19 protein-coding genes, 3 tRNA genes and 1 pseudogene are annotated in these 22,968 nt (G+C 37.7%); 2 read left to right on the forward strand and 21 right to left on the reverse strand.

What is annotated here, in order from left to right:
- Nucleotides 1-55: 55 nt before the first annotated feature.
- The 20 genes from ACFIKQ_RS05630 to ACFIKQ_RS05725 all read right to left on the reverse strand — a co-directional run bounded on the left by ACFIKQ_RS05630 (nucleotide 56) and on the right by ACFIKQ_RS05725 (nucleotide 21,109).
- Nucleotides 56-736, reverse strand: a complete 681-nt coding sequence (locus ACFIKQ_RS05630) for an ABC transporter ATP-binding protein (RefSeq protein ID WP_375636116.1) — start codon at nucleotides 734-736, stop codon at nucleotides 56-58.
- Complete coding sequence (locus tag ACFIKQ_RS05635; protein ID WP_375656118.1) at nucleotides 736-2,004, reverse strand: lipoprotein-releasing ABC transporter permease subunit; 1,269 nt, start codon at nucleotides 2,002-2,004, stop codon at nucleotides 736-738. Before ACFIKQ_RS05635 ends, ACFIKQ_RS05630 begins: the two co-directional genes overlap by 1 nt.
- Before the next feature lie 11 nt (nucleotides 2,005-2,015).
- The gene (gene proS / locus ACFIKQ_RS05640; RefSeq protein WP_375656119.1) at nucleotides 2,016-3,341 is read right to left on the reverse strand and encodes a proline--tRNA ligase; all 1,326 of its coding nucleotides are present in this window, start codon (nucleotides 3,339-3,341) and stop codon (nucleotides 2,016-2,018) included.
- Nucleotides 3,342-3,543: 202 nt separating this feature from the next.
- Complete coding sequence (locus ACFIKQ_RS05645; protein ID WP_375656120.1) at nucleotides 3,544-5,220, reverse strand: ribonuclease J; 1,677 nt, start codon at nucleotides 5,218-5,220, stop codon at nucleotides 3,544-3,546.
- A 46-nt stretch (nucleotides 5,221-5,266) separates the two neighbouring features.
- A complete protein-coding gene (locus ACFIKQ_RS05650) occupies nucleotides 5,267-6,076 on the reverse strand; it encodes a biotin--[acetyl-CoA-carboxylase] ligase (protein WP_375636119.1) in 810 nt (269 codons plus the stop codon).
- Nucleotides 6,076-7,530, reverse strand: coding sequence for an NADH-quinone oxidoreductase subunit NuoN (gene nuoN, locus ACFIKQ_RS05655; protein ID WP_015856362.1), 1,455 nt, complete (start codon nucleotides 7,528-7,530; stop codon nucleotides 6,076-6,078). The genes ACFIKQ_RS05650 and nuoN overlap by 1 nt, the downstream gene beginning before the upstream one ends.
- 17 nt (nucleotides 7,531-7,547) lie before the next feature.
- Nucleotides 7,548-9,017 (reverse strand): NADH-quinone oxidoreductase subunit M, encoded by a 1,470-nt coding sequence (locus ACFIKQ_RS05660; RefSeq protein ID WP_273787991.1) that lies wholly within the window; start codon nucleotides 9,015-9,017, stop codon nucleotides 7,548-7,550.
- Nucleotides 9,017-10,981 (reverse strand): NADH-quinone oxidoreductase subunit L, encoded by a 1,965-nt coding sequence (nuoL, locus tag ACFIKQ_RS05665; RefSeq protein ID WP_375636127.1) that lies wholly within the window; start codon nucleotides 10,979-10,981, stop codon nucleotides 9,017-9,019. The genes ACFIKQ_RS05660 and nuoL overlap by 1 nt, the downstream gene beginning before the upstream one ends.
- Nucleotides 10,982-10,987: 6 nt before the next feature.
- The gene (nuoK, locus tag ACFIKQ_RS05670) at nucleotides 10,988-11,296 is read right to left on the reverse strand and encodes an NADH-quinone oxidoreductase subunit NuoK (RefSeq protein WP_015856359.1); all 309 of its coding nucleotides are present in this window, start codon (nucleotides 11,294-11,296) and stop codon (nucleotides 10,988-10,990) included.
- 14 nt (nucleotides 11,297-11,310) lie between these two features.
- Entirely contained in the window at nucleotides 11,311-11,931 is a 621-nt protein-coding gene (locus tag ACFIKQ_RS05675) for an NADH-quinone oxidoreductase subunit J (RefSeq protein WP_375636120.1), read from the reverse strand.
- A gap of 94 nt (nucleotides 11,932-12,025) precedes the next feature.
- A complete protein-coding gene (nuoI, locus tag ACFIKQ_RS05680; protein ID WP_375636121.1) occupies nucleotides 12,026-12,517 on the reverse strand; it encodes an NADH-quinone oxidoreductase subunit NuoI in 492 nt (163 codons plus the stop codon).
- 14 nt (nucleotides 12,518-12,531) lie between these two features.
- A complete protein-coding gene (gene nuoH / locus ACFIKQ_RS05685; protein ID WP_375644851.1) occupies nucleotides 12,532-13,578 on the reverse strand; it encodes an NADH-quinone oxidoreductase subunit NuoH in 1,047 nt (348 codons plus the stop codon).
- A 21-nt stretch (nucleotides 13,579-13,599) separates the two neighbouring features.
- On the reverse strand, nucleotides 13,600-15,669 hold the full coding sequence (nuoG, locus tag ACFIKQ_RS05690) for an NADH-quinone oxidoreductase subunit NuoG (protein WP_375656121.1): 2,070 nt from the start codon (nucleotides 15,667-15,669) through the stop codon (nucleotides 13,600-13,602).
- A gap of 63 nt (nucleotides 15,670-15,732) precedes the next feature.
- Nucleotides 15,733-17,040 (reverse strand): NADH-quinone oxidoreductase subunit NuoF, encoded by a 1,308-nt coding sequence (gene nuoF, locus ACFIKQ_RS05695; protein WP_375636123.1) that lies wholly within the window; start codon nucleotides 17,038-17,040, stop codon nucleotides 15,733-15,735.
- 165 nt (nucleotides 17,041-17,205) lie between these two features.
- The gene (nuoE, locus tag ACFIKQ_RS05700) at nucleotides 17,206-17,859 is read right to left on the reverse strand and encodes an NADH-quinone oxidoreductase subunit NuoE (protein WP_015856354.1); all 654 of its coding nucleotides are present in this window, start codon (nucleotides 17,857-17,859) and stop codon (nucleotides 17,206-17,208) included.
- Nucleotides 17,859-19,049, reverse strand: coding sequence for an NADH-quinone oxidoreductase subunit D (locus tag ACFIKQ_RS05705; RefSeq protein ID WP_273787995.1), 1,191 nt, complete (start codon nucleotides 19,047-19,049; stop codon nucleotides 17,859-17,861). The genes nuoE and ACFIKQ_RS05705 overlap by 1 nt, the downstream gene beginning before the upstream one ends.
- A 124-nt stretch (nucleotides 19,050-19,173) precedes the next feature.
- A complete protein-coding gene (locus tag ACFIKQ_RS05710) occupies nucleotides 19,174-19,779 on the reverse strand; it encodes an NADH-quinone oxidoreductase subunit C (protein WP_375656124.1) in 606 nt (201 codons plus the stop codon).
- 17 nt (nucleotides 19,780-19,796) lie between these two features.
- Nucleotides 19,797-20,378, reverse strand: a complete 582-nt coding sequence (locus ACFIKQ_RS05715; protein WP_273787996.1) for an NADH-quinone oxidoreductase subunit B family protein — start codon at nucleotides 20,376-20,378, stop codon at nucleotides 19,797-19,799.
- Nucleotides 20,369-20,734 (reverse strand): NADH-quinone oxidoreductase subunit A, encoded by a 366-nt coding sequence (locus ACFIKQ_RS05720; protein WP_005773599.1) that lies wholly within the window; start codon nucleotides 20,732-20,734, stop codon nucleotides 20,369-20,371. The genes ACFIKQ_RS05715 and ACFIKQ_RS05720 overlap by 10 nt, the downstream gene beginning before the upstream one ends.
- Before the next feature lie 298 nt (nucleotides 20,735-21,032).
- A tRNA-Asp gene (locus ACFIKQ_RS05725) sits at nucleotides 21,033-21,109 on the reverse strand.
- Between the two features lie 173 nt (nucleotides 21,110-21,282).
- Here ACFIKQ_RS05725 and ACFIKQ_RS05730 point away from each other — a divergent pair.
- Nucleotides 21,283-21,358 (forward strand) — tRNA-Val (locus ACFIKQ_RS05730).
- Between the two features lie 908 nt (nucleotides 21,359-22,266).
- A tRNA-Ser gene (locus ACFIKQ_RS05735) sits at nucleotides 22,267-22,356 on the forward strand.
- Nucleotides 22,357-22,806: 450 nt separating this feature from the next.
- Here the strand turns inward: ACFIKQ_RS05735 and ACFIKQ_RS05740 are convergent.
- Nucleotides 22,807-22,968 (reverse strand): annotated as a pseudogene (locus ACFIKQ_RS05740) (late control protein); the annotation flags it as partial.

The raw sequence follows: 22,968 nt of genomic DNA on the forward strand, positions 1-22,968 counted from the left end.
TTGAATAAAGTAATATAAACTATTCAATTAGTCGTATAAAATTTGTACCTTGCTTTTAAGGAAGTTCTATAATCTTTTGTTCTTTAAGTGTAATTCGACGATGCATTTGCTTAGCCAAAGCGTAATTATGTGTTGCAATAAGAGCAGAAAGACCCGACTGACGAACAAGGATAGACAAAGCTTGAAAGACATAAGCTGAAGTTACTGGATCAAGATTTCCTGTAGGTTCATCAGCCAAAAGAACCGAAGGGCCATTTGCTACTGCACGTGCAATAGCAACACGTTGTTGTTCTCCTCCCGATAACTCTGAGGGACGATGGTTAGCACGATGAGAAATACGCAGATACGTCAATAATTTGCGCGCACGATCTTCTGCTATGGATTTTTTTAATCCTGCTATCATTTGCGGTACCATGACATTTTCTAACGCCGTAAACTCTGGAAGTAAATGATGAAATTGATAAACAAAACCAATATCATTTCGTCTTATAGCTGTTCGCTCACTATCAGAGCGCTTTGCACAAGAAACACCCCGTAACATCACATCACCAGCTGTTGGTTTTTCTAATAATCCAGCAATATGAAGAAGTGTTGATTTTCCAGCACCAGATGGTGCAACAAGTGCGACAAGCTCTCCACGATTAAGAATAAAATTCGCTTTATCTAAAACAATAAGCGGCTTATGACTCTCGAAAAAGTGTCTTTCAATCTCTACAAGCTCTAAAATAGCTGTCATTATTCATACCTCAAAGCTTGTACGGGATCTAGCTTAGCAGCACGCCATGCCGGAATGAGAGCAGCAAGAAACGACAAAAATAAAGCCATCATAGCAACCAAGATTGTCTGTTTCCAGTCAATTTGTGCAGGCAATTTTGTTAAAAAATAAAGTTGAGGATTAAAAACGTCGACATTAAATAACCAAGATATAAAGTCTTGGATATGATTAATATTCGCGGTCGCGATAACACCTAAAACTAAACCCAATATAGTTCCAATAAAACCAATCATCATTCCTGTAATGATAAATATACGCAAAATCGCACTCTGTTGAGCCCCCATCGTGCGTAAAATCGCAATATCATGACTTTTATCTTTTACAAGCATAATCAGCCCTGAAATAATATTTAAAGCAGCAACAAGAACGATCAGAGAAAGAATGAAAAACATAACATTTCGTTCAATCTGTAAGGCTGAAAAAAAAGCCTGATTGCGTGTACGCCAATCAATTAAATAGACCTGTTGATCAACTGTTTTTTCTACAACAGGTTTTATTTGATCAACAGCATCAGGATAATTTAGAAATAATTCTAAAGACTGAACCTTATCTCCCAAATTAAAAAACATTTGTGCTTCATGGAGAGGCATAAAGATAAATATTGAATCATATTCAGACATACCAACTTCAAAAATAGCAACGACTCTATAAGCTTTCACGCGTGGGGTAACGCCAAAAGGAGTCTCATCACCATCTGGAGTAATAATACGAATATCTCTTCCAACTGTCAGCCCCAATTTTTCTGCTAAGCCACTTCCAATTGCAACACCTTCTTCTTCATCAAACCGAGAAATCGATCCTAATTTAATGTTTTGAGAGACTGTTTTAAGCTTTTCTAGATCTTGTTTGCGCATACCACGAACTAATGCGCCAGAGCCACCTTGAACTTCACCTTGAACAAGCGCTTGACCTTCAATAACAGGCAAAGCAAACTTTACACCATTTGTAGATTCTAAAGAAGAAATAAGAGTCTTATAATCAGAAAAACCAGAATCAACTGTTTGAACAATAAGATGCCCATTCATACCAAGAATACGATTGAGAAGCTCTGTACGAAAGCCATTCATCACCGCCATAACAACAACCAGAGCAAATACGCCCAACATAATCCCAATAAGAGAAATAATTGAAATAACAGATGCAACGACATGTTTTTTATTGGGAATCATATAACGAAAAGCGATCATCCACTCATAAGATGAAAACCATTTGTCTTTCAGCCTCTTCATAACATTTCCTATTAATTCATAGAAAGTTGGCTGAGTACATCTTCAACCTTTAGAGATTTTTTTACACCTGTTTTTCGATCTTTAATTTCAACTTCATTTTGTGCAATGCTGTTAGGACCAACAATGATTTGCGTTGGCAAACCAATCAAATCCATTGTTGCAAATTTTGATCCAGGACGTTCATTTCTATCATCTAATAATGGATCAAAACCAGCCTCCTTTAATCCCTGATAGAGAAACTCACATGCCTTCGTGCATTTTTCATCATCGGATTTCATATTGATAATCCCAAAATCAAACGGTGCCATCGACTTTGGCCAAATAATACCATTTTCATCATGAGAAGCCTCTATAGCGGCCGCAACAAGACGCGAAGGTCCAATACCATAAGATCCCATAGAGACTACATGCTCTTTTCCATCTTGTCCCATAACTTTTGCTCCCATTGGAGCAGAATATTTCGTACCAAAGTGGAAAATATGCCCGACTTCAATACCACGCGCTGAAAGACGACTATGATCAGAAACTTTAGCCCACTCCTCTTCATTATGCATTTCTTCCGTCGCTGCATAAAAAGATGTCCATTGTTTAACAATATCATCTAAAACAGCTTTATCACTAAAATCGATTGAACTATCAGGAACAGTAAGTTCAAGAAATTGTTTATCACAGAAGATAGCGCTCTCTCCCGTTTCAGCCAAAATGATAAATTCATGACTGAGTTTCCCCCCTATTGGACCTGTATCTGCACGCATAGGGATTGCTTTTAAGCCAAGACGAGAAAAAGTGCGTAAATAAGCAACAAACATACGATTATAAGATGTTTTAGAGCCTTCATAATCAAGATCAAAAGAATAAGCATCTTTCATTAAAAATTCCCGTGCCCGCATCACACCAAAACGTGGGCGAATTTCATCACGAAATTTCCATTGAATATGATACAAATTAAGTGGAAGATCTTTATAAGAACGAACATATGAACGAAAAATATCTGTTACCATCTCTTCATTGGTTGGACCATAAAGTAAATCACGCTTTTGACGATCTTTAATGCGAAGCATTTCCAAACCATAATCATCATAACGACCGCTTTTACGCCAAAGATCAGAAGATTGAATTGTAGGCATCAATATTTCTATTGCACCCGCACGTTCTTGCTCCTCACGAATAATTCTACAAACTTTATCAAGCACTTTTTTTCCCAAAGGAAGCCAAGAATAAATCCCTGATGTTTGTTGTCGAATCATTCCAGCGCGTAACATGAAGCGATGAGAAACAATTTCTGCTTCTTTAGGATTCTCTTTTAAAAGTGGAAGGAAATATTGAGAAAGACGCATTGAAATAATTAACTCCTAATCACACCTATCATATCGAAACAATTTATCACACCCTCTATTCATCTATATCCGCATTCTGAATACTTTCAAATATAACGATCTTATTATTTAAAAATTTATTGGGCTTTATTCTCTATTTTTCTTATTTAGCAATAAAATAAAAATGCTCTTCTCTTTTTAAATAACGTAATATGAAAGTTCCTTATTTTGACCGATGTAAAAAAACTGTACAGATAGGTTTTTTTTGCCAAATTTCATGAACAGCCGCTCTCACAGCACGTCGTGTTGCCTCTCGAATAAGTTCATTATTTTTCTGTTTCATGCGTGGGATATTATAAACTGTATTTTCTACAATATCTAAAAGAATATCTTTTAAACTTTCTCCCTTTCCATTGCTTTCAGGTAACCCGAATGTTGTTAGACCTATATCCCCTAATAATTCATGCTTACTATTTATATGGAGAGAAATAGTAACATGACCAGCATAACTTAGTTTGCGACGTTCACGAATCCCTAGTTCATTTTCATCTCCAATTAGGCAACCATCCTTATAGATGCGGCCAACAGGAACTTGATCAACAACTTCTACAGGCTCTGGTGCAAAACGTAACATATGTCCATTTCTGATATCTGTAACAATTTTAATACCCGCTTGACGTGCTAAAGTTGCTTGAGCCTTAAGATGCATTGCTTCCCCATGTACAGGAACAAGTATCTGTGGTTTTACCCAATCATACATCTGTAAAAGTTCTGAACGACGGGGATGACCTGAAACATGAACAAGTGCATCTTCATTCGTAATAATTTCAATACCCAAATCAATGAAACGATTTTGTACCTCAATAATCGCTTTTTCGTTTCCTGGAATACTTCGTGATGAATAAATAACGGTATCACCAGCAGAAAGTGCAATATTTCTCATTCCATCACGTGACAGTTTAGCCAAAGCAGCACATGGCTCACCTTGGCTCCCTGTAACAATTAAAACAAGATCTTTTCGCGAGATGTAACCATAATCATCTTCCGTTACAAATGGTGCTAAACCATTCATATAACCAAGTTCTTGTGCAACCATAATACTTCGCTTAAGGGAACGCCCAATAACAAGCACTTTACGTCCAGCAGCTTCAGCTGCAAGAGCAATAGAACGTATCCGACCAATATTAGAAGAAAAAGTTGCTATTGCAACGCGCCCTTCAGCTTTGGAAATAATCTCAGAAAGACTGGCTTGAACCTGCTGCTCTGATGGAGATATACCATCCCGACACGCATTTGTAGAATCACAAAGTAATGCTAAAACACCTTTTTTTCCTAACGCACGAAATCTTTTTTCATCCGTCACAGCCCCAAGTGAAGGAGTATGATCAATTTTCCAATCACCAGTATGAATCACAGTCCCCAAAGAGGTTGTAATTGCTAAAGATACAGATTCTGGTATTGAATGGTTAACAGCTATAGACTCTACAGCAAAGGAACCTACCTGAAAACAATCACCAGCTTGAAAAATATTGAGTAAAATTTTTTGAGATTCAAAATCTAATTGTTTTTTAGTTTCCAATAATCCTGCAGTAAAAGGCGTACAGTAAATTGGAACTTGTAACTTTGGCCATAAATCAAGAACGGCCCCATAATGATCTTCGTGTGCATGTGTTAAAACAAGACCCCGTATATTATGTTTTTCACTTTCTAGAAAACGAATATCAGGAAAAACAAGGTCGACTCCTGGTAATTCAGAACCAGCAAAACTAATTCCCATATCAACCAGCAGCCATTCACGAAGATGTTGGGGACCAAATCCGTAAGCAGCTAAATTCATCCCTATTTCACCTACACCTCCCAGAGGTAAAAAAACAAATTCATTCTTATTGGCTGCAACCATAAACATCTCCCAAAATCATTAAGGTATCTGATGGTAAAATAATTTTTTAATAACGACCTGCATTAATAGAAGCAGCCGAACCAAAATGAACATCTCCAGCTGTTATAATGGCTGTCTGACCATTTTTTTGCTTTATGATGCAGTTAAAATCACTATCAAGACCATCAAAAACACCCTCAATGACTTTTTCATCATTCACCACTTTGACATGTTTCCCAAGGTGAGCAGAATATAAAAGCCATTTTTTTCGGATTATTTCACATCCTTTTGGTTGTTTCCAAAGAAGGTAATTTTTAGAAAAATACTCCGTCAAAACCGTAAATAATTGTTCTGCTTCAATATGCAAACCGATATTCTTTAAGCTTGAAGTGGGATAGGGTGCATTTTCATAATTATATTTCACATTTATTCCAATACCAATAACCAATGCATATTGTTGTGATGACAATTTTAAAATCTCAAGCAAAACTCCAGAGCTTTTTGCTCCTCTGAGCAAAATATCGTTTGGCCATTTTAAACTCACAATATTGTCTGTCTGCTTTTCATCTTTTATCAATTGTTTTATTGCCTCTGCCACACTTATTCCAGCAACAAAACCAAGTTGAGCTGCAGTTTGATGAACAATATCATCAATTAATAGAAGACTAGAATAAAGGTTCCCTTTGGGACTAGACCAAGTCCTCCCTCTTCTTGCTCTTCCCTGTGATTGTTCTTGTGCAACAATCCAAAGATTACCTTGATGACCAGTTTGCGCTTTTCGTTGCGCAATGAGATTTGTTGAGTCAACACTATCGTACACTTCAATAGTGTATCCTTGTTCTTGAGCAAAATCTGATAAAATATAAACCATATTCATTAAAACAATGCAGCTGCTGCTTTTTCTGCTAATTCAGCAAACCAAACTCCAAAAAGTGTATAAAATAAAATAAACAATGCAGAAAGACCGAGACAAAATTGAAGCTCATTCGATAAAGCAACAAAATGCGCTTTTGCGTCATCAAACCACATAATTTTAATGACTCGTAAATAGTAAAAAGCTCCAACGACAGATGCTATCATCCCAACGACTGCAAGTGGCGTCAGACCAGCATGGACAGCAGCAGAAAATGTATACCACTTCCCAAAAAAACCAGCCATAGGTGGTACACTGGCTAACGAGAAAAGCTGTATTGTCATAACAATAGCCATAAACGGATTTGTCTTTGCTAACCCTGAAAGATCATAAATATTTTCAACATTGCCATTCTGAGAGCGCATTCCAAGAATAAAAGCAAACGAGCCAATCGTCATTCCAAGATAAATCGTCATATAAAGAATAACACTTTTTATTCCTAGCATATCTCCAGCAGATAAACCAACAAGTGCATAGCCCATATGACTGATCGACGAATAAGCCATTAATCGCTTAATGTTATTTTGACCAATTGCAGCAAATGCACCAAGTATCATTGATGCAATCGCCATGAAGACCAAAATTTGTTGCCATGCAGGCATCACATTATCAACATGCCCTAGGGGAATAAAGGTCATCACAATAATACGGATGATTAAAGCCATTGCAGCAACTTTAGGGGCACCAGCAAAAAATGCTGTAATCGGTGTTGGCGCTCCTTCATAAACATCAGGTGTCCACATATGAAATGGAACAGCAGAAATTTTGAAAGCCAAACCAGCTAAAATAAAAACAATTCCAAAGATAACTCCCAATTGCAAATTTTCACTTTTTAAAGCAACAGCAATTTCGTGAAAACCAATTTGACCCGTAAAACCATAAAGCAATGAAATACCATAAAGCAGCAATCCTGAAGATAATGCTCCTAAAACAAAGTATTTTATACCGGCTTCAGAAGATTTTACATTATTACGATTAATCGCTGCTAAAACATATAAAGCTAAAGATTGCAGTTCTAACCCCATATAAAGTGACAGCATATTACCCGCTGAAATCATAAACATCATTCCAAGGGTTGCTAAAAGAACAAGCACTGGAAATTCAAATATATTAAACTTTTGTGCATTGGCAAAACCAACAGACATGATAAGAGAAAAGAGTGCACCAATAAGCATTAAAATTTTCATATAACGACTAAAGGAATCGATAACGAGCGCATTGGTTTGAAATGAACCATTTTTCGGAAAAACTATAAGAATAATAATGGTTGCCACAAGAAGTGCCATGGCTAAACCTGTCACTGTTAAAGAAGCACGTGTATTGGAATAAACACCAATCATAAGCAACACGACAGCTCCTAATGCGATTAAAAGCTCCGGAAGAATTAAGACTAATTGCGCTATTATTTCAGTTTGCATGTGCGTTCTTCCCTTATCTAGTGCAGTTTATTGATGAGGGTTTCTACGGAAAACGCCGTTGCTTTAAGAATAGGCGTTGGATAGATACCAAAGAATATTGTAAGAATAACCATTGGATAAAGGATGAATTTTTCTCTTAAAGAAAGATCTATTAATACTTTTAAATTCTCTTTATCCAAGGAACCAAACACCACACGCCGGTAAAGATAAAGGGCATAGGCTGCCGATAAGATAACACCTGTTGTTGCTAAAACAACAACCAATTTATTTACTTGAAAAACACCTATTAAGGTTAAAAATTCACCCAAAAATCCTGAGCTTCCAGGCAAACCAACATTTGCCATAGTAAAAATTAAGAAAACAACAGCATATTTAGGCATATTATTCACTAAACCACCAAACGCTGAAATTTCACGTGTATGCAAGCGATCATAGATAACCCCAACACAAAGAAACAACGCTGCTGAAACAATTCCATGGGATAGCATCTGATAAATAGCCCCTTGTATCCCTTGTTCATTCGCAGAAAAAATGCCCATTGTCACATACCCCATATGCGCTATTGAAGAATAAGCAATAAGCTTTTTGATGTCATTTTGAACAAGTGCAACCAACGACGTATAAATAATAGCGATAAGCGATAATGTAAAAATCAAAGGTGCAAAATCTGCTGAAGCGATAGGAAACATAGGCAAAGAAAAACGAAGAAAACCATACCCACCTAATTTGAGTAAGACACCAGCTAAAATAACGGAACCCGCTGTCGGTGCTTCCACGTGAGCATCAGGGAGCCATGTATGAACTGGCCACATTGGCATTTTAACTGCGAAAGAAGCAAAAAATGCAAGCCATAACCATATTTGCATATGAGCAGGAAACTGGTAATTGAGTAAAGTTGGTATATCAAGTGTCCCAGCCTCCCAATACATAGCCATAAGAGCAACCAGCATAAGCACTGAACCAAGTAAAGTATATAAGAAAAACTTTATACTTGCATAAACACGACGTGCTCCACCCCATACACCTATAATGATAAACATTGGAATAAGGCTGCCTTCAAAAAAAACATAGAATAGCATTGCATCAAGAGCACAAAAAACGCCAATAATCGCAACTTCTAGAAGAAGAAATGCAATCATATAAGCCTTTAATCTCTCTTTAACATTTTCCCAACTTGCTAAAATACAAAAAGGCAAAAGAAAAGCCGAGAGAACAACAAAAAGAATAGAAATACCATCAACCCCCATATGATAGCTAATGCCCCCTCCTAACCAACTGGACTTTTCAACCATTTGAAAATTTGGGTTGCTAGAATCAAATCCTATCCAAATAATTAAAGAAATAATAAAAACAAATAAAGTCGTAAAAAATGCAACATTACGTATATTATGGCGTGCTACTTCACTATCATCTTTGATAAACAAAATCAGAAGCACACCAACAAGTGGCAAAAATGTAACCGTAGAAAGAATAGGCCAATCGGTCATTAGTTTACGCCCCCGATCATCATCCATGTAATGAGTAATGCAACGCCGATAAGCATTGCAAATGCATAGTGGTAAAGATAGCCTGTTTGCAATCGAACAATTCTATTTGTAATATCAACAACACGCGCTGCGATACCATTAGGACCTAGACCATCAATAATCTTACCGTCTCCCACTTTCCAAAGAAAAGAACCAATTCTAAAGGTAGGACGAACAAACAAAAAGTTATATAATTGATCGAAATACCATTTTTGGTAAAGAAAATTATATGCTCCTGGCATAATACGAACCATTTTCTTAGGAAGAGATGGAATAGAAACATAAAATAAATAAGCTAAAATAAACCCAAGAACCATCGCTATAAATGGCGACCATTTTACCCAATTAAAGACATGGTGGGCATCATGAAGAATGTGATTGTGGCTGCTTGTAAATAATGCTCCCTTCCAAAAAGCATTATACAAGTCACCAAAAAAGTAAGGTTGGAAAACGACACCAGAAAATATTGCTCCAATAGATAAAAGAAAGAGTGGAATCAACATAACTGGAGGTGATTCATGAACATGATGCATAACATCAACTGTTGCCCGTGGTTTACCATGGAATGTCATAAAGATAAGCCGCCATGAATAGAAACTTGTTAATAAAGCTGAAAAAACAAGAAGATAAAAAGCATATCCTGAAGCAATATTATGGGATACAAAAGCAGACTCTATAATCGCATCTTTTGAGAAAAAACCTGCAGTCCCGAAAAGTGTTCCTGGAATTCCAACACCTGTCAATGCAATGGTCCCGACCATCATCATCCAATAGGTGACTTTTATATGTTTGCGTAACCCACCCATTTTTCGCATATCTTGTTCATCAGATACAGCATGAATGACAGAACCTGCACCAAGAAACAATAAGGCTTTAAAAAAAGCATGCGTAAAAAGATGAAAGACAGCAGCGCCATAAGCTCCAACACCTAAAGCCACAAACATATAACCGAGCTGAGAGCATGTAGAATAAGCAATAACACGTTTAATATCATTCTGCACCAACCCCACAGTTGCTGCAAAAAACGCTGTTGTTGCTCCAACAATAATAATCACGGTCAAAGCAGTTGAAGAAAGTTCAAAAATTGGCGACATACGCGCAACCATAAAAACACCAGCCGTTACCATTGTAGCGGCATGAATAAGCGCTGATACAGGGGTTGGTCCTTCCATTGCATCAGGCAGCCAAGTATGTAAAAGAAATTGTGCTGATTTTCCCATCGCACCAATAAATAATAAAAGGCATGTAATGGTAATTGCCGTCTGCCCATCAAATTGCCAACCTAAAAATGTCATATTTTGTATAAAGTTATTGTTTGCAGCTTTTGCAAAAATGGAAGCAAAATCAACCGATTGGAATAAAACAAAAATACTAAAGATTCCTAAGAGAAAACCAAAGTCTCCAACACGATTAACTACAAAAGCTTTCATTGCGGCCTTATTAGCAGAATCACGCTGAAACCAAAAACCAATGAGTAAATAAGAAGCAAGTCCGACACCTTCCCATCCAAAAAACATCTGAATCAAATTATTGGATGTGACCAACATAAGCATCATAAATGTAAACAAAGAAAGATAAGAAAAAAAACGAGACCTTGAAGGGTCATGGTGCATATAACCAATTGAATAAATATGTACCAATGCCGAAACACTGTTCACAACAATAAGCATGACAGCTGTTAATACATCAACATGTAAAGCCCAATTAAAGCTTAAGTCACCAATAGTAAGCCAATGTAATACCAAGACATCAATCGCTGGAATATGACCAAGTGCAATACTGAAAAATGCTATCCACGATAATATGGCAACAACAAGCATAAAGCTACATGTTATCAATTCACTCGCACGATCTCCTATCGTTTTTCCACCTAGTGCAGCAATTAAAAAACCCAAAAGCGGAAGAAAGACAATCGTATAATACATCACTGGTTAGCCTTTCATTACATTAACATCTTCAACCGCAATGGAACCACGATTACGGAAAAAAACGACTAGAATTGCTAAACCAATGGCAGCTTCAGCAGCTGCTACGGTTAAGACAAATAAAGCGAATATCTGACCAACGAGATCATGAAGAAATGCTGAAAATGCAACAAAATTGAGATTAACTGAAAGCAATATAAGCTCAATGGACATCAAGATAATAATTACGTTTTTTCTGTTGAGAAAAATTCCAGCAATACCAATTGTAAACATCAAAGCAGAAACAGTGAGATAATGTGTAATATCAATATACATCTACATAGCCCCCCTTACATACCTTTGCCTGATTCAACTTGTTTGATTTCAATGGCACTTTCTACCGTTCTAGAAACTTGCTCCGCAATAGATTGCCGCTTTACTCCTAATTTATGACGAAGTGTTAAAACAATAGCCCCAATCATTGCAACCAATAAAATCATTCCAGCAATTTGAAAATAAAAAACATAATCCGTATAGAGAATATCACCTAATGCTTGTGTATTTGTTCGCTGCGCTAAATCTGGCATTGGTTGGGTAACATGCGTTCTCAAGTCTGGAGAAAAATAGCTACTCACAAAAACAACAATCAATTCTACAGCGATAATAACACCAATAAGAGCTCCAATAGGAGCATACCGAAGAGTTCCACTCTTTAATTCAGCAAAATCAACGTCAAGCATCATAACGACAAATAAAAATAAAACAGCGACAGCTCCAACATACACAACAAGCAGAATAAGCCCTAAAAACTCTGCTCCTGCAAGCAAAAATAAAGCCGCTGCATTAAAAAATGCGAGGATTAAAAACAAAACAGAATGCACTGGATTGCGTGCTGTAATAACAATAACTGCACTTGTTAGCATAATAAAAGCAAACAAATAGAAAAATGCCGCCGCTAGATCTGTTAGCATAGGCTTCTCCTCAAATATTCAAACAATTGGTATAAACTTCATACCAGATTACAATTTATCGGAAAAATATCCGACACCTCATTTAACGATACACTTAACGATAAGGCGCATCCATCAATATATTTCGAGCAATTTCTCGCTCCCAACGATCTCCATTCATTAAAAGCTTTTCTTTATCATAATAGAGTTCTTCACGCGTTTCTGTTGCAAATTCAAAATTTGGACCTTCAACAATAGCCTCTACCGGACAAGCCTCTTGACAAAAACCGCAGTAGATACACTTAACCATATCGATATCATAACGAACAGTTCTACGCGTACCATCATTACGTCGCGGTCCAGCCTCAATTGTAATCGCTTGCGCAGGGCAAATTGCTTCACATAATTTACAAGCAATACACCGTTCTTCACCATTTGGATAGCGACGCAATGCATGCTCACCGCGAAAACGCTGAGATACAAAACCTTTTTCATAAGGATAATTAATCGTGGGCTTTGGTGAAAAAAATTGACGCATGGCTAAGAAAAAAGCACTCACAAATTCCAATAGAAGAAGTGACTTTGCCGCATGAATAAAACCTGACATCGTAAAATCTCCTCTTAAACGAAATCCGTAAACTTTAAAAAAGCAGCAGTTATCACAACCATTGCTAGTGAGAGAGGAAGAAAAACCTTCCAACCAAGCCGCATGAGCTGATCATAGCGATAACGTGGAACAAATGCTTTAACCATAGCAAACCAAAAAAATACAAAACAGACTTTTAAAACAAACCAAATGATACCAGGAACCCAATTAAGCCACCAAACATCTAAGGGTGGCAGCCAACCGCCTAAAAATAGAATGGTTGTTAATGCGCACATTAAAACAATCGCAACATATTCACCAAGAAAGAAAAGCATGTAAGGCGTTGAAGAATATTCTACCATATGACCAGCTACAAGTTCAGATTCAGCTTCAACCAAATCAAAAGGAGGACGGTTTGTCTCTGCGAGCGCAGAAATAAAAAATATAATAAACATTGGAAAAAGGACCAACCAGTTCCAATCGAGAAAGCTGTTAAAAGGAAGACCAAGAGTTGTACCAATTCCAGAACTTTGTTTATGAACAATTGTTGTAAGATCCAATGAACCACTCACTAAAATGACGGTTACAAGCACAAACCCAATTGAAACCTCATAAGAAACCATCTGTGCCGCCGAACGAAGGGCTCCTAAGAAAGGATATTTAGAGTTTGACGCCCACCCCCCCATAATGACACCGTAAACTTCAAGAGATGAAATAGCCAAGATATAAAGCAAACCAACATTAATTTTTGCAACTTCCCAGCCCTCATTGACAGGAATAACAGCCCAAGTTGATAAAGCAAGTGTCGCTGAAACAAAAGGAGCCAAAAGAAAAACACCCTTATTTGCACCTGCAGGGATAATAGGCTCCTTAACAACAAATTTAATTAAATCTGCAAAAGACTGTAACAAACCCCATGGACCAACAACGTTTGGTCCACGACGCAATTGTACCGCAGCCCAAATCTTTCTATCTGCGTAAAGAAGATAAGCAACTAAGATCAAAAGAACGACCAAAAGAAGAAGTGTTTTTCCAACTATAATGAGTAATGGCAACAGCCAAGTCATAAAGAAATCATACATCATTATTCCTTTTCCTTTGCCTTACTTTACAGTTTGCGTAGCACGGTTTTTTGTAAGAGATGAACATTCAGCCATAACAGCAGAAGCACGTGCTATCGGATTTGTTAAATAAAAGTCTTTAACTATAGAAGTAAAAATTTGACTCTCTAGAGAAACCATTTTTGAACCAAGCGCCTTAAGACCACTTATATCAGAAGGTACTATATCATCAACAGCACAAAGGTGTGGATAATCATTAAACAAGCATTGTCTTAATTGAGAAAGAGAATCAAAAGGGAGCCTTTGTCCTAAAATATCCGATAAAGCACGCAAAATAGCCCAATCTTCTTTTGCTTCACCTGGAGCAAAACCAGCCCGATTTGTCATTTGAACACGTCCTTCTGTATTCACATAAAGCCCTGATTTTTCAGTGTAAGCAGATGCAGGCAAAATAACATCAGCAGCATGTGCACCATTATCACCATGGCTACCAATATAAACTGTAAAAGCTTTTGTATTGGCTAATTCTACTTCATCAGCACCAAGTAAAAATAAAACTTCACAGGTTTTAAGAATATTTGCAACCCCAAGTTTAGAAGTAAAGCCTATGTCCAATCCTCCAACAATCGATGCTGCATTATGAAGAACCCCAAACCCATTCCATTCTTCACTAAGAGCACCAATATTGTCAGCTAATTTAGCAAGACTTTTTAAAACAGATAAACCTTCATTTCCTGAAACAGCCCCCTCTCCGATAAGAATAAGGGGCCTCTTCGCTTCTTTTAAGACATTAAAAAAAACATCCTCTCCACGAATAAGTGTCGTTAATGTATCACTCCCAGATCCAAGATAAGAATAAGGATAACGTAAATCGACTTTCTCTCCAATTAATGCAATAGGAAAATTTCCCATCCGTTGGCGCTTAAAAATACGCGCATTTAAAACAGCCGCTTCATGACGTGGATTAGATCCCACAATAAGCAGTGCATCAGCCTGTTCAATACCTGCAATTGTAGGATTAAAAATATAACTCGAACGCCCAAACTCAGGCGATAAAGCCCCCCCTCTTTGGCGACAATCAAAAAGCGTTGAGCCCAATGAAAGAAGCAATGTTTTAAGTGCGTACATTTCCTCAACAGACGCGAGATCTCCAGCAATCGCTCCAATTTTTTCTGGCAAGGTTTTAGAAACCACCATTTTAATTTTTGCAAAAGCTTCTGTCCAACTGACAGGTTGAAGCTTTCCTTCTTTGCGCACATATGGCCTATCAAGCCGCTGAGTCCGTAATCCATCCCAAATAAAACGCGTTTTATCAGAGATCCATTCCTCATTTACATCTTCATTCGTACGCGGCATAATCCGCATAACTTCACGGCCACGACTATCAATACGGATCGCACTACCAAGCGCATCCATCACATCAATCGATTCCGTTTTTACCAATTCCCACGAACGAGCATGAAACGCATAAGGTTTTGAAGTTAAAGCTCCCACCGGACAAAGATCAATAACATTTCCCTGTAATTCAGATGTCATAGCTTTTTCAAGATACGTCGTAATTTCAGCATCTTCACCACGACCGATCAAACCAAGCTCAGAAATACCTGCAACTTCCGTTGTAAAACGAACACACCGTGTACAATGAATACACCGTGTCATGACAGTTTTGACAAGAGGTCCAATATATTTATCTTCTACAGCACGCTTATTTTCTGTATAACGAGAACAATCTCGTCCATAAAGCATTGCTTGATCTTGAAGATCGCATTCTCCCCCTTGATCACACACTGGACAATCCAAAGGATGATTAATGAGAAGAAATTCCATAACACCTTCACGTGCTTTTTTTACCATCGCCGTATTGGTAAAAATCTCAGGTGCTTCACCGTTAGGCCCTAATCGTAAATCACGAACCCCCATAGCACAAGAAGCCTGAGGTTTTGGAGGACCACCCTTAACCTCAACCAAACACATACGACAATTTCCAGCAATTGACAAAGATTCATGAAAACAAAAACGTGGAATTTCTGCCCCAGCCGCCTCAGCAGCCTGAAGCAACGTGTAGTAATCAGGAACTTCAATCTCTTTGCCATCAACTTTGATATTTATCATCACCCATCCAACCTGCGGATAACCCACTTAAAATTTGCATTCGGCTGCTCTTTAAAAAATCTTCTATCCTACTGCTTCTAAAGCAATGTTTTTGCTTTGGACTACATTTCGCGTGTATTCATCAATTCTACGCTCGATTTCCGGACGAAAATTACGTATCAACCCCTGTACAGGCCATGCGGCAGCATCACCAAGCGCACAAATAGTGTGTCCTTCAACCTGTTTAGACACTTCAAACAAAAGATCAATCTCGCGTTTTTGTGCTCTTCCCTCAACCATACGCCCTAAAAGACGCATCATCCAACCCGTCCCCTCACGACACGGAGTACACTGACCACAACTCTCGTGCTTGAAAAAAGCAGCTATACGCCAAATTGCCTTGATAATATCGGTTGATTTATCCATAACAATCATTCCCCCCGTGCCAAAAGAAGACCCGACATCTCGCATCCCATCAAAATCCATGATCGCATCGATCATATCCTCACCACGGACGACTGGACAAGAAGCCCCCCCTGGAATAACTGCTAAAAGATTATTCCACCCACCACGAACACCACCCGTATGTTTTTCAATTAATTCACGGAATGAAACACCAAGAGCGTCTTCAAATGTACAAGGTGCATTAACATGCCCTGAAACCATAAACAATTTCGTTCCAACATTATTTGCTCGTCCGATTGACGAAAACCACGAAGCACCCCGCCGCAAAATCGTTGGAACAACAGCAATGGACTCTACATTATTTACTGTTGTTGGACAGCCATAAATCCCCATATTGGCAGGAAATGGTGGTTTAAGCCGAGGTTGTCCCTTTTTTCCCTCAAGACTTTCAAGAAGAGCTGTTTCTTCACCACAAATATAAGCACCAGCTCCATGATGAATAATAATATCACAAGCATGCCCATATTTCGTTTTTTTGCCAAGTAAACCTGCATCATAGCATTCATCAACGGCAGCTTGTAGCGCTTCACGTTCACGAATATATTCACCACGAATATAAATAAAAGCAACATTGGCTCCCATAGCAAAAGTAGCGATTGCACATCCTTCAATCAAAGTATGGGGGTCATGACGTAAAATATCACGGTCTTTACAAGTTCCAGGTTCAGATTCATCGGCATTGACAACCAAATAATGAGGACGACCATCATTCTGCTTTGGCATAAAGGACCACTTCATTCCGGTAGGAAAACCAGCACCACCACGACCGCGTAAACCCGATGCCTTCACCTCATCAATGATCCAATCACGACCTTTGTCAATCATCTCTTTCAGACCATTCCAATGCCCACGCAACATCGCAGCCTTTAATGATTTGTCTTTTAAACCATACAGATTGGTGAAGATACGATCTTTATCAGCTAGCATACCCCACCTTTTTTTCTATTACCCATAGCATTTTCCGCTTTTCCTCAAATGCAATTTTTAAATATCTTTTCAAGACTTCTTACTTTTCATTAAATGTTGTCATCATGGGTAGAATAATAAAATATTTTTTCAAGAAAAATACTTAATTATGTTCCCACTCTTTCCTTATCCTTTTTTGGTGAAGACTTGAGAGATCTTTTTTTCTTTCTCATCATCAATAAGAGAAGTTAAACCACTAATCGGTTCCGACGACTTACGGCTACTTTGCGGACCAACCGCTATCTCAGAACCTTTCCCAGCTTCAAATGCATCAATAATTTCTTCAAGACGCTCAGCTGTAAGATCTTCATAAGTATCTTTAAAAATCATAACCATCGGAGCATTCACACAAGCACCAAGACATTCTACCTCTTCCCATGATAAGGTTCCATCCTGATTGGTAACAAAAGGTTCATGATGAATTTTTTTCTGACAAACTTTAATCAATTCACCAGATCCACGTAACATACAAGGGGTCGTACCACAAACTTGAATATGCGCTTTTGTTCCAACAGGCTTAAGCTGAAACTGAGTGTAAAAAGTTGCAACTTCCAGAACACGAATATAAGCCATGGAAAGAATCTGAGCAATATGCTCAATCGCGGCACGTGTCACCCAACCATCTTGCTCTTGAGCACGCATTAATAATGGAATTACAGCAGACTGCTCACGCCCTACAGGATATTTCTCTATAGTATTTTTTACCCATATCTGATTTTCTTTTGTAAAAGAAAACTCAGCGGGCTGATAAACATCATCTGCAAGACGGCGTACGGACATTAGCGATCAACCTCCCCAAAAACAATATCAATCGAACCCAAAATAGCTGTAGCATCCGCCAGCATATGACCTCTGGTTAAAAAATCCATAGCTTGGAGATGCGCAAACCCAGGAGCACGCAACTTTACACGATAAGGCTTATTGGTTCCATCAGAAACAAGATAAACACCAAACTCCCCTTTCGGAGCTTCCACAGCAACATATACTTCTCCAGGAGGCGTATGAAAACCTTCCGTATAAAGCTTGAAATGATGAATCAGTGCTTCCATCGAACTTTTCATTTCACTCCGTTTCGGTGGTACAATCTTGCGATCCAAGCTCGAAACCGGTCCATTTTTTTCAGTACTCAGCAAACGCTCCACACATTGGCGCATAATTTTTGCTGATTGACGCATTTCTTCCATACGAATAAGATAACGATCATAACAATCGCTATTCTTACCTACAGGAATATCAAATTCCATTTCATCATAACATTCGTAAGGTTGGCTTTTACGTAAATCCCATGGAACACCAGCCCCACGAATCATAACCCCAGAAAAACCACGTGCCCAAGCTTCATCAATAGTTACCACGCCAATATCCACATTACGCTGCTTAAAAATCCGATTTGGCGTTACAAGCGCATCAAGTTTACCAAGAGCAACAAGAAAAGGATCAATAAAATTACCTATATCTTCAACTAAAGATTCTGGTAAATCTTGATGCACACCACCAGGACGAAAATAATTTGCATGAAGACGTGCGCCACAGGCACGCTCATAAAAAATCATCAATCTTTCACGTTGCTCAAACCCCCAAAGAGGTGGTGTTAAAGCACCAACATCCATTGCCTGTGTCGTTACATTAAGCAAATGATTAAGAATACGCCCAATTTCAGAAAACAAAACACGTATTAATTGCCCTCTTTTAGGAACTTTAATATCCAATAACTTTTCAATAGCAAGGACAAAAGCATGTTCCTGATTCATAGGAGCAACATAATCCAAACGATCTAGATAAGGACCCGCTTGAAGATAAGTTTTTGTTTCCATTAATTTTTCGGTACCGCGATGCAATAACCCAATATGTGGATCTACACGCTCAACAACTTCACCGTCCAACTCCAAAACCATGCGCAAAACCCCATGCGCGGCAGGATGCTGCGGACCAAAATTGATATTAAAGTTTCGAACATTGACCTCAGCCACAATCAACCCCTTGCTTTTTTAAAAACTTCATATCAAATATCAAAAAGATCTATCATACTAAAAAATATTTAATTATTTAAGAAATACAGTACTCTAATATAATGCCTTATCAAAACCAATATTATTATTTTTCATCCGCTTTTCCATCACATGGCAAAGTATACTGTCCTCCTTCCCAAGGAGAAAGAAAATCAAAATTACGCATCTCTTGACGCAAAACAACAGGCTCATAAATCACCCTCTTTGCTTCATTATCATAACGACATTCAACAAATCCTGTCACAGGAAAGTCTTTTCGTAAAGGATATCCCTCAAACCCATAATCTGTTAAAATCCGTCTCAAATCCGGATGTCCTGAAAATAAAATCCCATACATATCATACGTTTCACGTTCATACCACTCTGCGCCAGGATAAACCGTACAAGCTGAAGCAACAGGAGTATTTTCATCCGTACGAACTTTTACACGTAAGCGTAAATTCTCACGAGGAGATAACAATTGGTAAGAAACGTCAAAGCGCTTATCGCGAGAAGGATAATCCACACCACTAATATCTGTGAGATTAATAAATTGACAGCGCGAATCATCACGAACAAACATTAAGACATCGATAATTGCATCAAGACGTGCCACAATGGTCAATTCACCAAAAGCAATAACAGTTTCTTCAAGCTTATTTTTTAACTTGTTTTCCAAATAAGCAGCAAGTTCAGCCAAAGTTTCATCCATCATGACAAGAAAACTCTCTATCGCTCTATGGATCCGGTACGACGGATTTTTTTCTGTAGCAACAATATGCCGTATAATAATGCCTCTGCTGTAGGTGGACACCCTGGAACATATATATCGACAGGTACGATACGATCACATCCACGCACTACTGAATAGGAATAATGATAATATCCCCCACCGTTTGCACATGATCCCATAGAAATCACATAACGTGGCTCTGGCATCTGATCGTACACTTTTCTTAAAGCAGGAGCCATCTTATTTGTTAGAGTACCTGCAACCACCATCACATCTGACTGACGGGGTGAAGCTCGTGGCGCATATCCAAAACGCTCATTATCATAATGAGGCATTGAGCATTGCATCATTTCGATAGCACAACAAGCCAAACCAAAACTCATCCACATTAAAGAACCGGTACGTGCCCAAGTAATCAAAGCATCTGCCGAAGTAACTAAAAACCCCTTATCTGATAATTCAGCATTAATATCACGAAAAAACTTATCGTCAGACCCTATCAGCTCACCAGTATTGGGATTAATGATTCCTTTTGGTTTTGGAGCAGCAATCGTTGAATTATTAGATCTTAATTCCATTCAAGGGCTCCTTTTTTCCATTCATATATAAACCCAATAGTCAAAATTGCTAAAAACACAATCATAGACCAAAAGCCAAACATACCTATTGATTCGAATGAAACAGCCCAAGGAAAAAGAAAAGCAACTTCAAGATCAAAAATAATAAATAAAATTGATACCAAATAGAAACGAATATCAAACTTCATGCGTGCATCACTAAATGAATTAAACCCACATTCATAAGCCGATAACTTTTCAGGATCGGGGGAACGATATGCTACAATGTAAGGTGTAATCAACAAAACTCCAGCAATAACAGCTGACACAATAATGAAAATCAAGACCGGTAAATAAGAGCTCAATAAATAAGCCATAACCCTCTTCCATCGTAACGAAATGCCTGAGTTTAACACAATGATTCAATATTGCGAGACCAAACAGACAAATTTAATAATCGCTCTATTAATTATATTCATACTGCTTCAAATGCATATAGAGCGATACTCTTCTTATCGGCATAGGTAACGCAGAGCAAAGAAAGACGCAAGCCCTATTCTTATAAACCATATAAAAAGAAAGAAAAAACATATCATCCCCCAATCAAATACTCCACCACCACACTCAATACTATATGGATATTTTAAAAAGGAAATTTCACAAGGAATCACGAAATGGCGCGAGTGACGGGGCTCGAACCCGCGACCTCCGGCGTGACAGGCCAGCACTCTAACCAACTGAGCTACACCCGCGCATTTTTTTCGAACCAATTTAATTTGGTACAAGCGGTCGTGTAAGGGGTTCATGCGTTTATGTCAAGAAGGATTATGCATTTTTAAAAAAAATTATCAAATACTATCTTTATTCTTGCGTTTAGAAAAATTTTTCCTTAAAGAGTTCCCATTCAATTGCTAATCATTGCATTGGGCGATTAGCTCAGCTGGTAGAGCGCCTCGTTTACACCGAGGATGTCGGGAGTTCGAGTCTCTCATCGCCCACCATTTTATTTTGTAAATAAGTTTTTTATTTTATACATACTTATGAATGAATCGGCTTTAAAAAGCTTTTCTGTTAAAGTTTATGCTTTCTGCCTCTGCATAATTTAGCGTTTTTAAGTTCTATTCTTGAAAAACTATGCAATACCTTAACAAGCTATCTATTGATCTAAGCGTATTGTTCAATAATCTTTTCTTCTATTCCAACTAACTTTTTGCTTCTCCCACAAAAAAAGCATTATAAATATACCTAATTTCCAGTCATATCTGGAAGAGATTTTAAACTGTCGATGCAAATCTTACATAAAATTTTTTCAAATAGTGCAAACCAGCCATTCCCTCCAAGCCGCCCTTTAGACGCACTAAATATCTAAATATTTTTATTTAAAAAATTAAAATCTTTTAAAGAGCTTTCTTATCGAATTATGCTTATTTAAACTCAATAAAAACTTTCCTTGAATATATTATGTCATTCTTACAAATTTATCTCTCATAAACTGTCAGAACAATAACATTTTTTTTCGCAGATATGAACGATTTGTATAGAATAAATATCTGGAAATATAAAATAATTCAAAAATACACGCCCGCAAAGAATTTAATATAATTTATCAAATATTTTCAACCGAATATTTCTTATTATTACGAATATCGGTCGTTAAAACTTAAAAAATATTGCTTTGTGAAAAATTTTTAAACAGAAAAAAGAAATGATAAATATCATATTTACTTTTCATTTTTTCAGAAAAAATGATCATGTTTAAAAATGAAACTGTTAGATAACACACTCAAAGAATTGACTTATAAAGAATTATTTTAATTGAAATTTAAATAGTTTTACAAAGAACGCTTTAAAATGCGTATTAAAATGATTGACCTTTTGCAAGAAATTTGTCAAAAAGCATATCCAGTTTGGAGGGGTGGCCGAGCGGTTTAAGGCACCGGTCTTGAAAACCGGCGTGCAGGAGACTGTACCGTGGGTTCGAATCCCACCCCCTCCGCCACAGCACTTTTATGGTGCTATAACTTATTGATTGTTGTAGCTGTAGCTTGCCAGCGGGTTTTGTATAATTTGCCACTAGGTTTTGTACCAATTTATTTTTTCTCAATGTAGCTTGCCAGCGGGTTTTGTATAATTTGCCACTAGGTTTTGTACCAATTTATTTTTTCTCAAAGAGTTTTTAAGTGGTTCTCAAAGGGTCTTCAAAGACCTTTCAAAGATCGTTTAAAGCCTCTTTTCTTTTCTGCTCAAAATCGCAATTTGAGATGATCAATCAAATTGACTGATGATTTTTCTGTATCCTAAGCACATTATTCAGGACATTATTAAAAAGAGAAGCGTTTAAGGAATTGAGTAGACATTACCTTATTGCTGTACTCATGCAATTGGTGCAAGTTGCACCTATTCCTCATCACGACCGATCAAAGGGTCAAGTTGTCCCTTTGATTTTCTGTCACTCAGAGGTTTCCTTTTCTCTTGTTTTGTTTCCCTTGTCTGGCGCTTCGAGTGTAATTTCTGTGGTGTATCCGCTTTGTTTTTCATAGCAGTGGGTGACAGTGGAAGCTTTCCATGGACCATTGATTTCGCCACGAAACCCTTGAAGAAGCAGAGGTTG

Source organism: Bartonella sp. MR63HLJHH, assembly GCF_042194155.1.
Lineage (GTDB): Bacteria > Pseudomonadota > Alphaproteobacteria > Rhizobiales > Rhizobiaceae > Bartonella > Bartonella grahamii.

Excerpts from the sequence above, each read along its gene's own strand:
- ACFIKQ_RS05635 (WP_375656118.1), bottom strand. The coding sequence starts at position 2,004 with ATGAAGAGGCTGAAAGACAAATGGTTTTCATCTTATGAGTGGATGATC.
- ACFIKQ_RS05675 (WP_375636120.1), bottom strand. The coding sequence starts at position 11,931 with ATGCTAACAGATCTAGCGGCGGCATTTTTCTATTTGTTTGCTTTTATT.
- ACFIKQ_RS05710 (WP_375656124.1), bottom strand. The coding sequence starts at position 19,779 with ATGGATGAAACTTTGGCTGAACTTGCTGCTTATTTGGAAAACAAGTTA.
- ACFIKQ_RS05715 (WP_273787996.1), bottom strand. The coding sequence starts at position 20,378 with ATGGAATTAAGATCTAATAATTCAACGATTGCTGCTCCAAAACCAAAA.
- ACFIKQ_RS05645 (WP_375656120.1), bottom strand. The coding sequence starts at position 5,220 with ATGGTTGCAGCCAATAAGAATGAATTTGTTTTTTTACCTCTGGGAGGT.
- nuoG (WP_375656121.1), bottom strand. The coding sequence starts at position 15,669 with ATGATAAATATCAAAGTTGATGGCAAAGAGATTGAAGTTCCTGATTAC.
- nuoF (WP_375636123.1), bottom strand. The coding sequence starts at position 17,040 with ATGCTAGCTGATAAAGATCGTATCTTCACCAATCTGTATGGTTTAAAA.
- nuoI (WP_375636121.1), bottom strand. The coding sequence starts at position 12,517 with ATGTCAGGTTTTATTCATGCGGCAAAGTCACTTCTTCTATTGGAATTT.
- ACFIKQ_RS05630 (WP_375636116.1), bottom strand. The coding sequence starts at position 736 with ATGACAGCTATTTTAGAGCTTGTAGAGATTGAAAGACACTTTTTCGAG.
- proS (WP_375656119.1), bottom strand. The coding sequence starts at position 3,341 with ATGCGTCTTTCTCAATATTTCCTTCCACTTTTAAAAGAGAATCCTAAA.
- ACFIKQ_RS05720 (WP_005773599.1), bottom strand. The coding sequence starts at position 20,734 with ATGGCTTATTTATTGAGCTCTTATTTACCGGTCTTGATTTTCATTATT.
- nuoH (WP_375644851.1), bottom strand. The coding sequence starts at position 13,578 with ATGTATGATTTCTTTATGACTTGGCTGTTGCCATTACTCATTATAGTT.
- nuoL (WP_375636127.1), bottom strand. The coding sequence starts at position 10,981 with ATGTATTATACGATTGTCTTTCTTCCGCTTTTGGGTTTTTTAATTGCT.
- nuoE (WP_015856354.1), bottom strand. The coding sequence starts at position 17,859 with ATGTCCGTACGCCGTCTTGCAGATGATGTTTATCAGCCCGCTGAGTTT.
- ACFIKQ_RS05660 (WP_273787991.1), bottom strand. The coding sequence starts at position 9,017 with ATGACCGATTGGCCTATTCTTTCTACGGTTACATTTTTGCCACTTGTT.
- nuoN (WP_015856362.1), bottom strand. The coding sequence starts at position 7,530 with ATGCAAACTGAAATAATAGCGCAATTAGTCTTAATTCTTCCGGAGCTT.
- ACFIKQ_RS05650 (WP_375636119.1), bottom strand. The coding sequence starts at position 6,076 with ATGAATATGGTTTATATTTTATCAGATTTTGCTCAAGAACAAGGATAC.
- nuoK (WP_015856359.1), bottom strand. The coding sequence starts at position 11,296 with ATGTATATTGATATTACACATTATCTCACTGTTTCTGCTTTGATGTTT.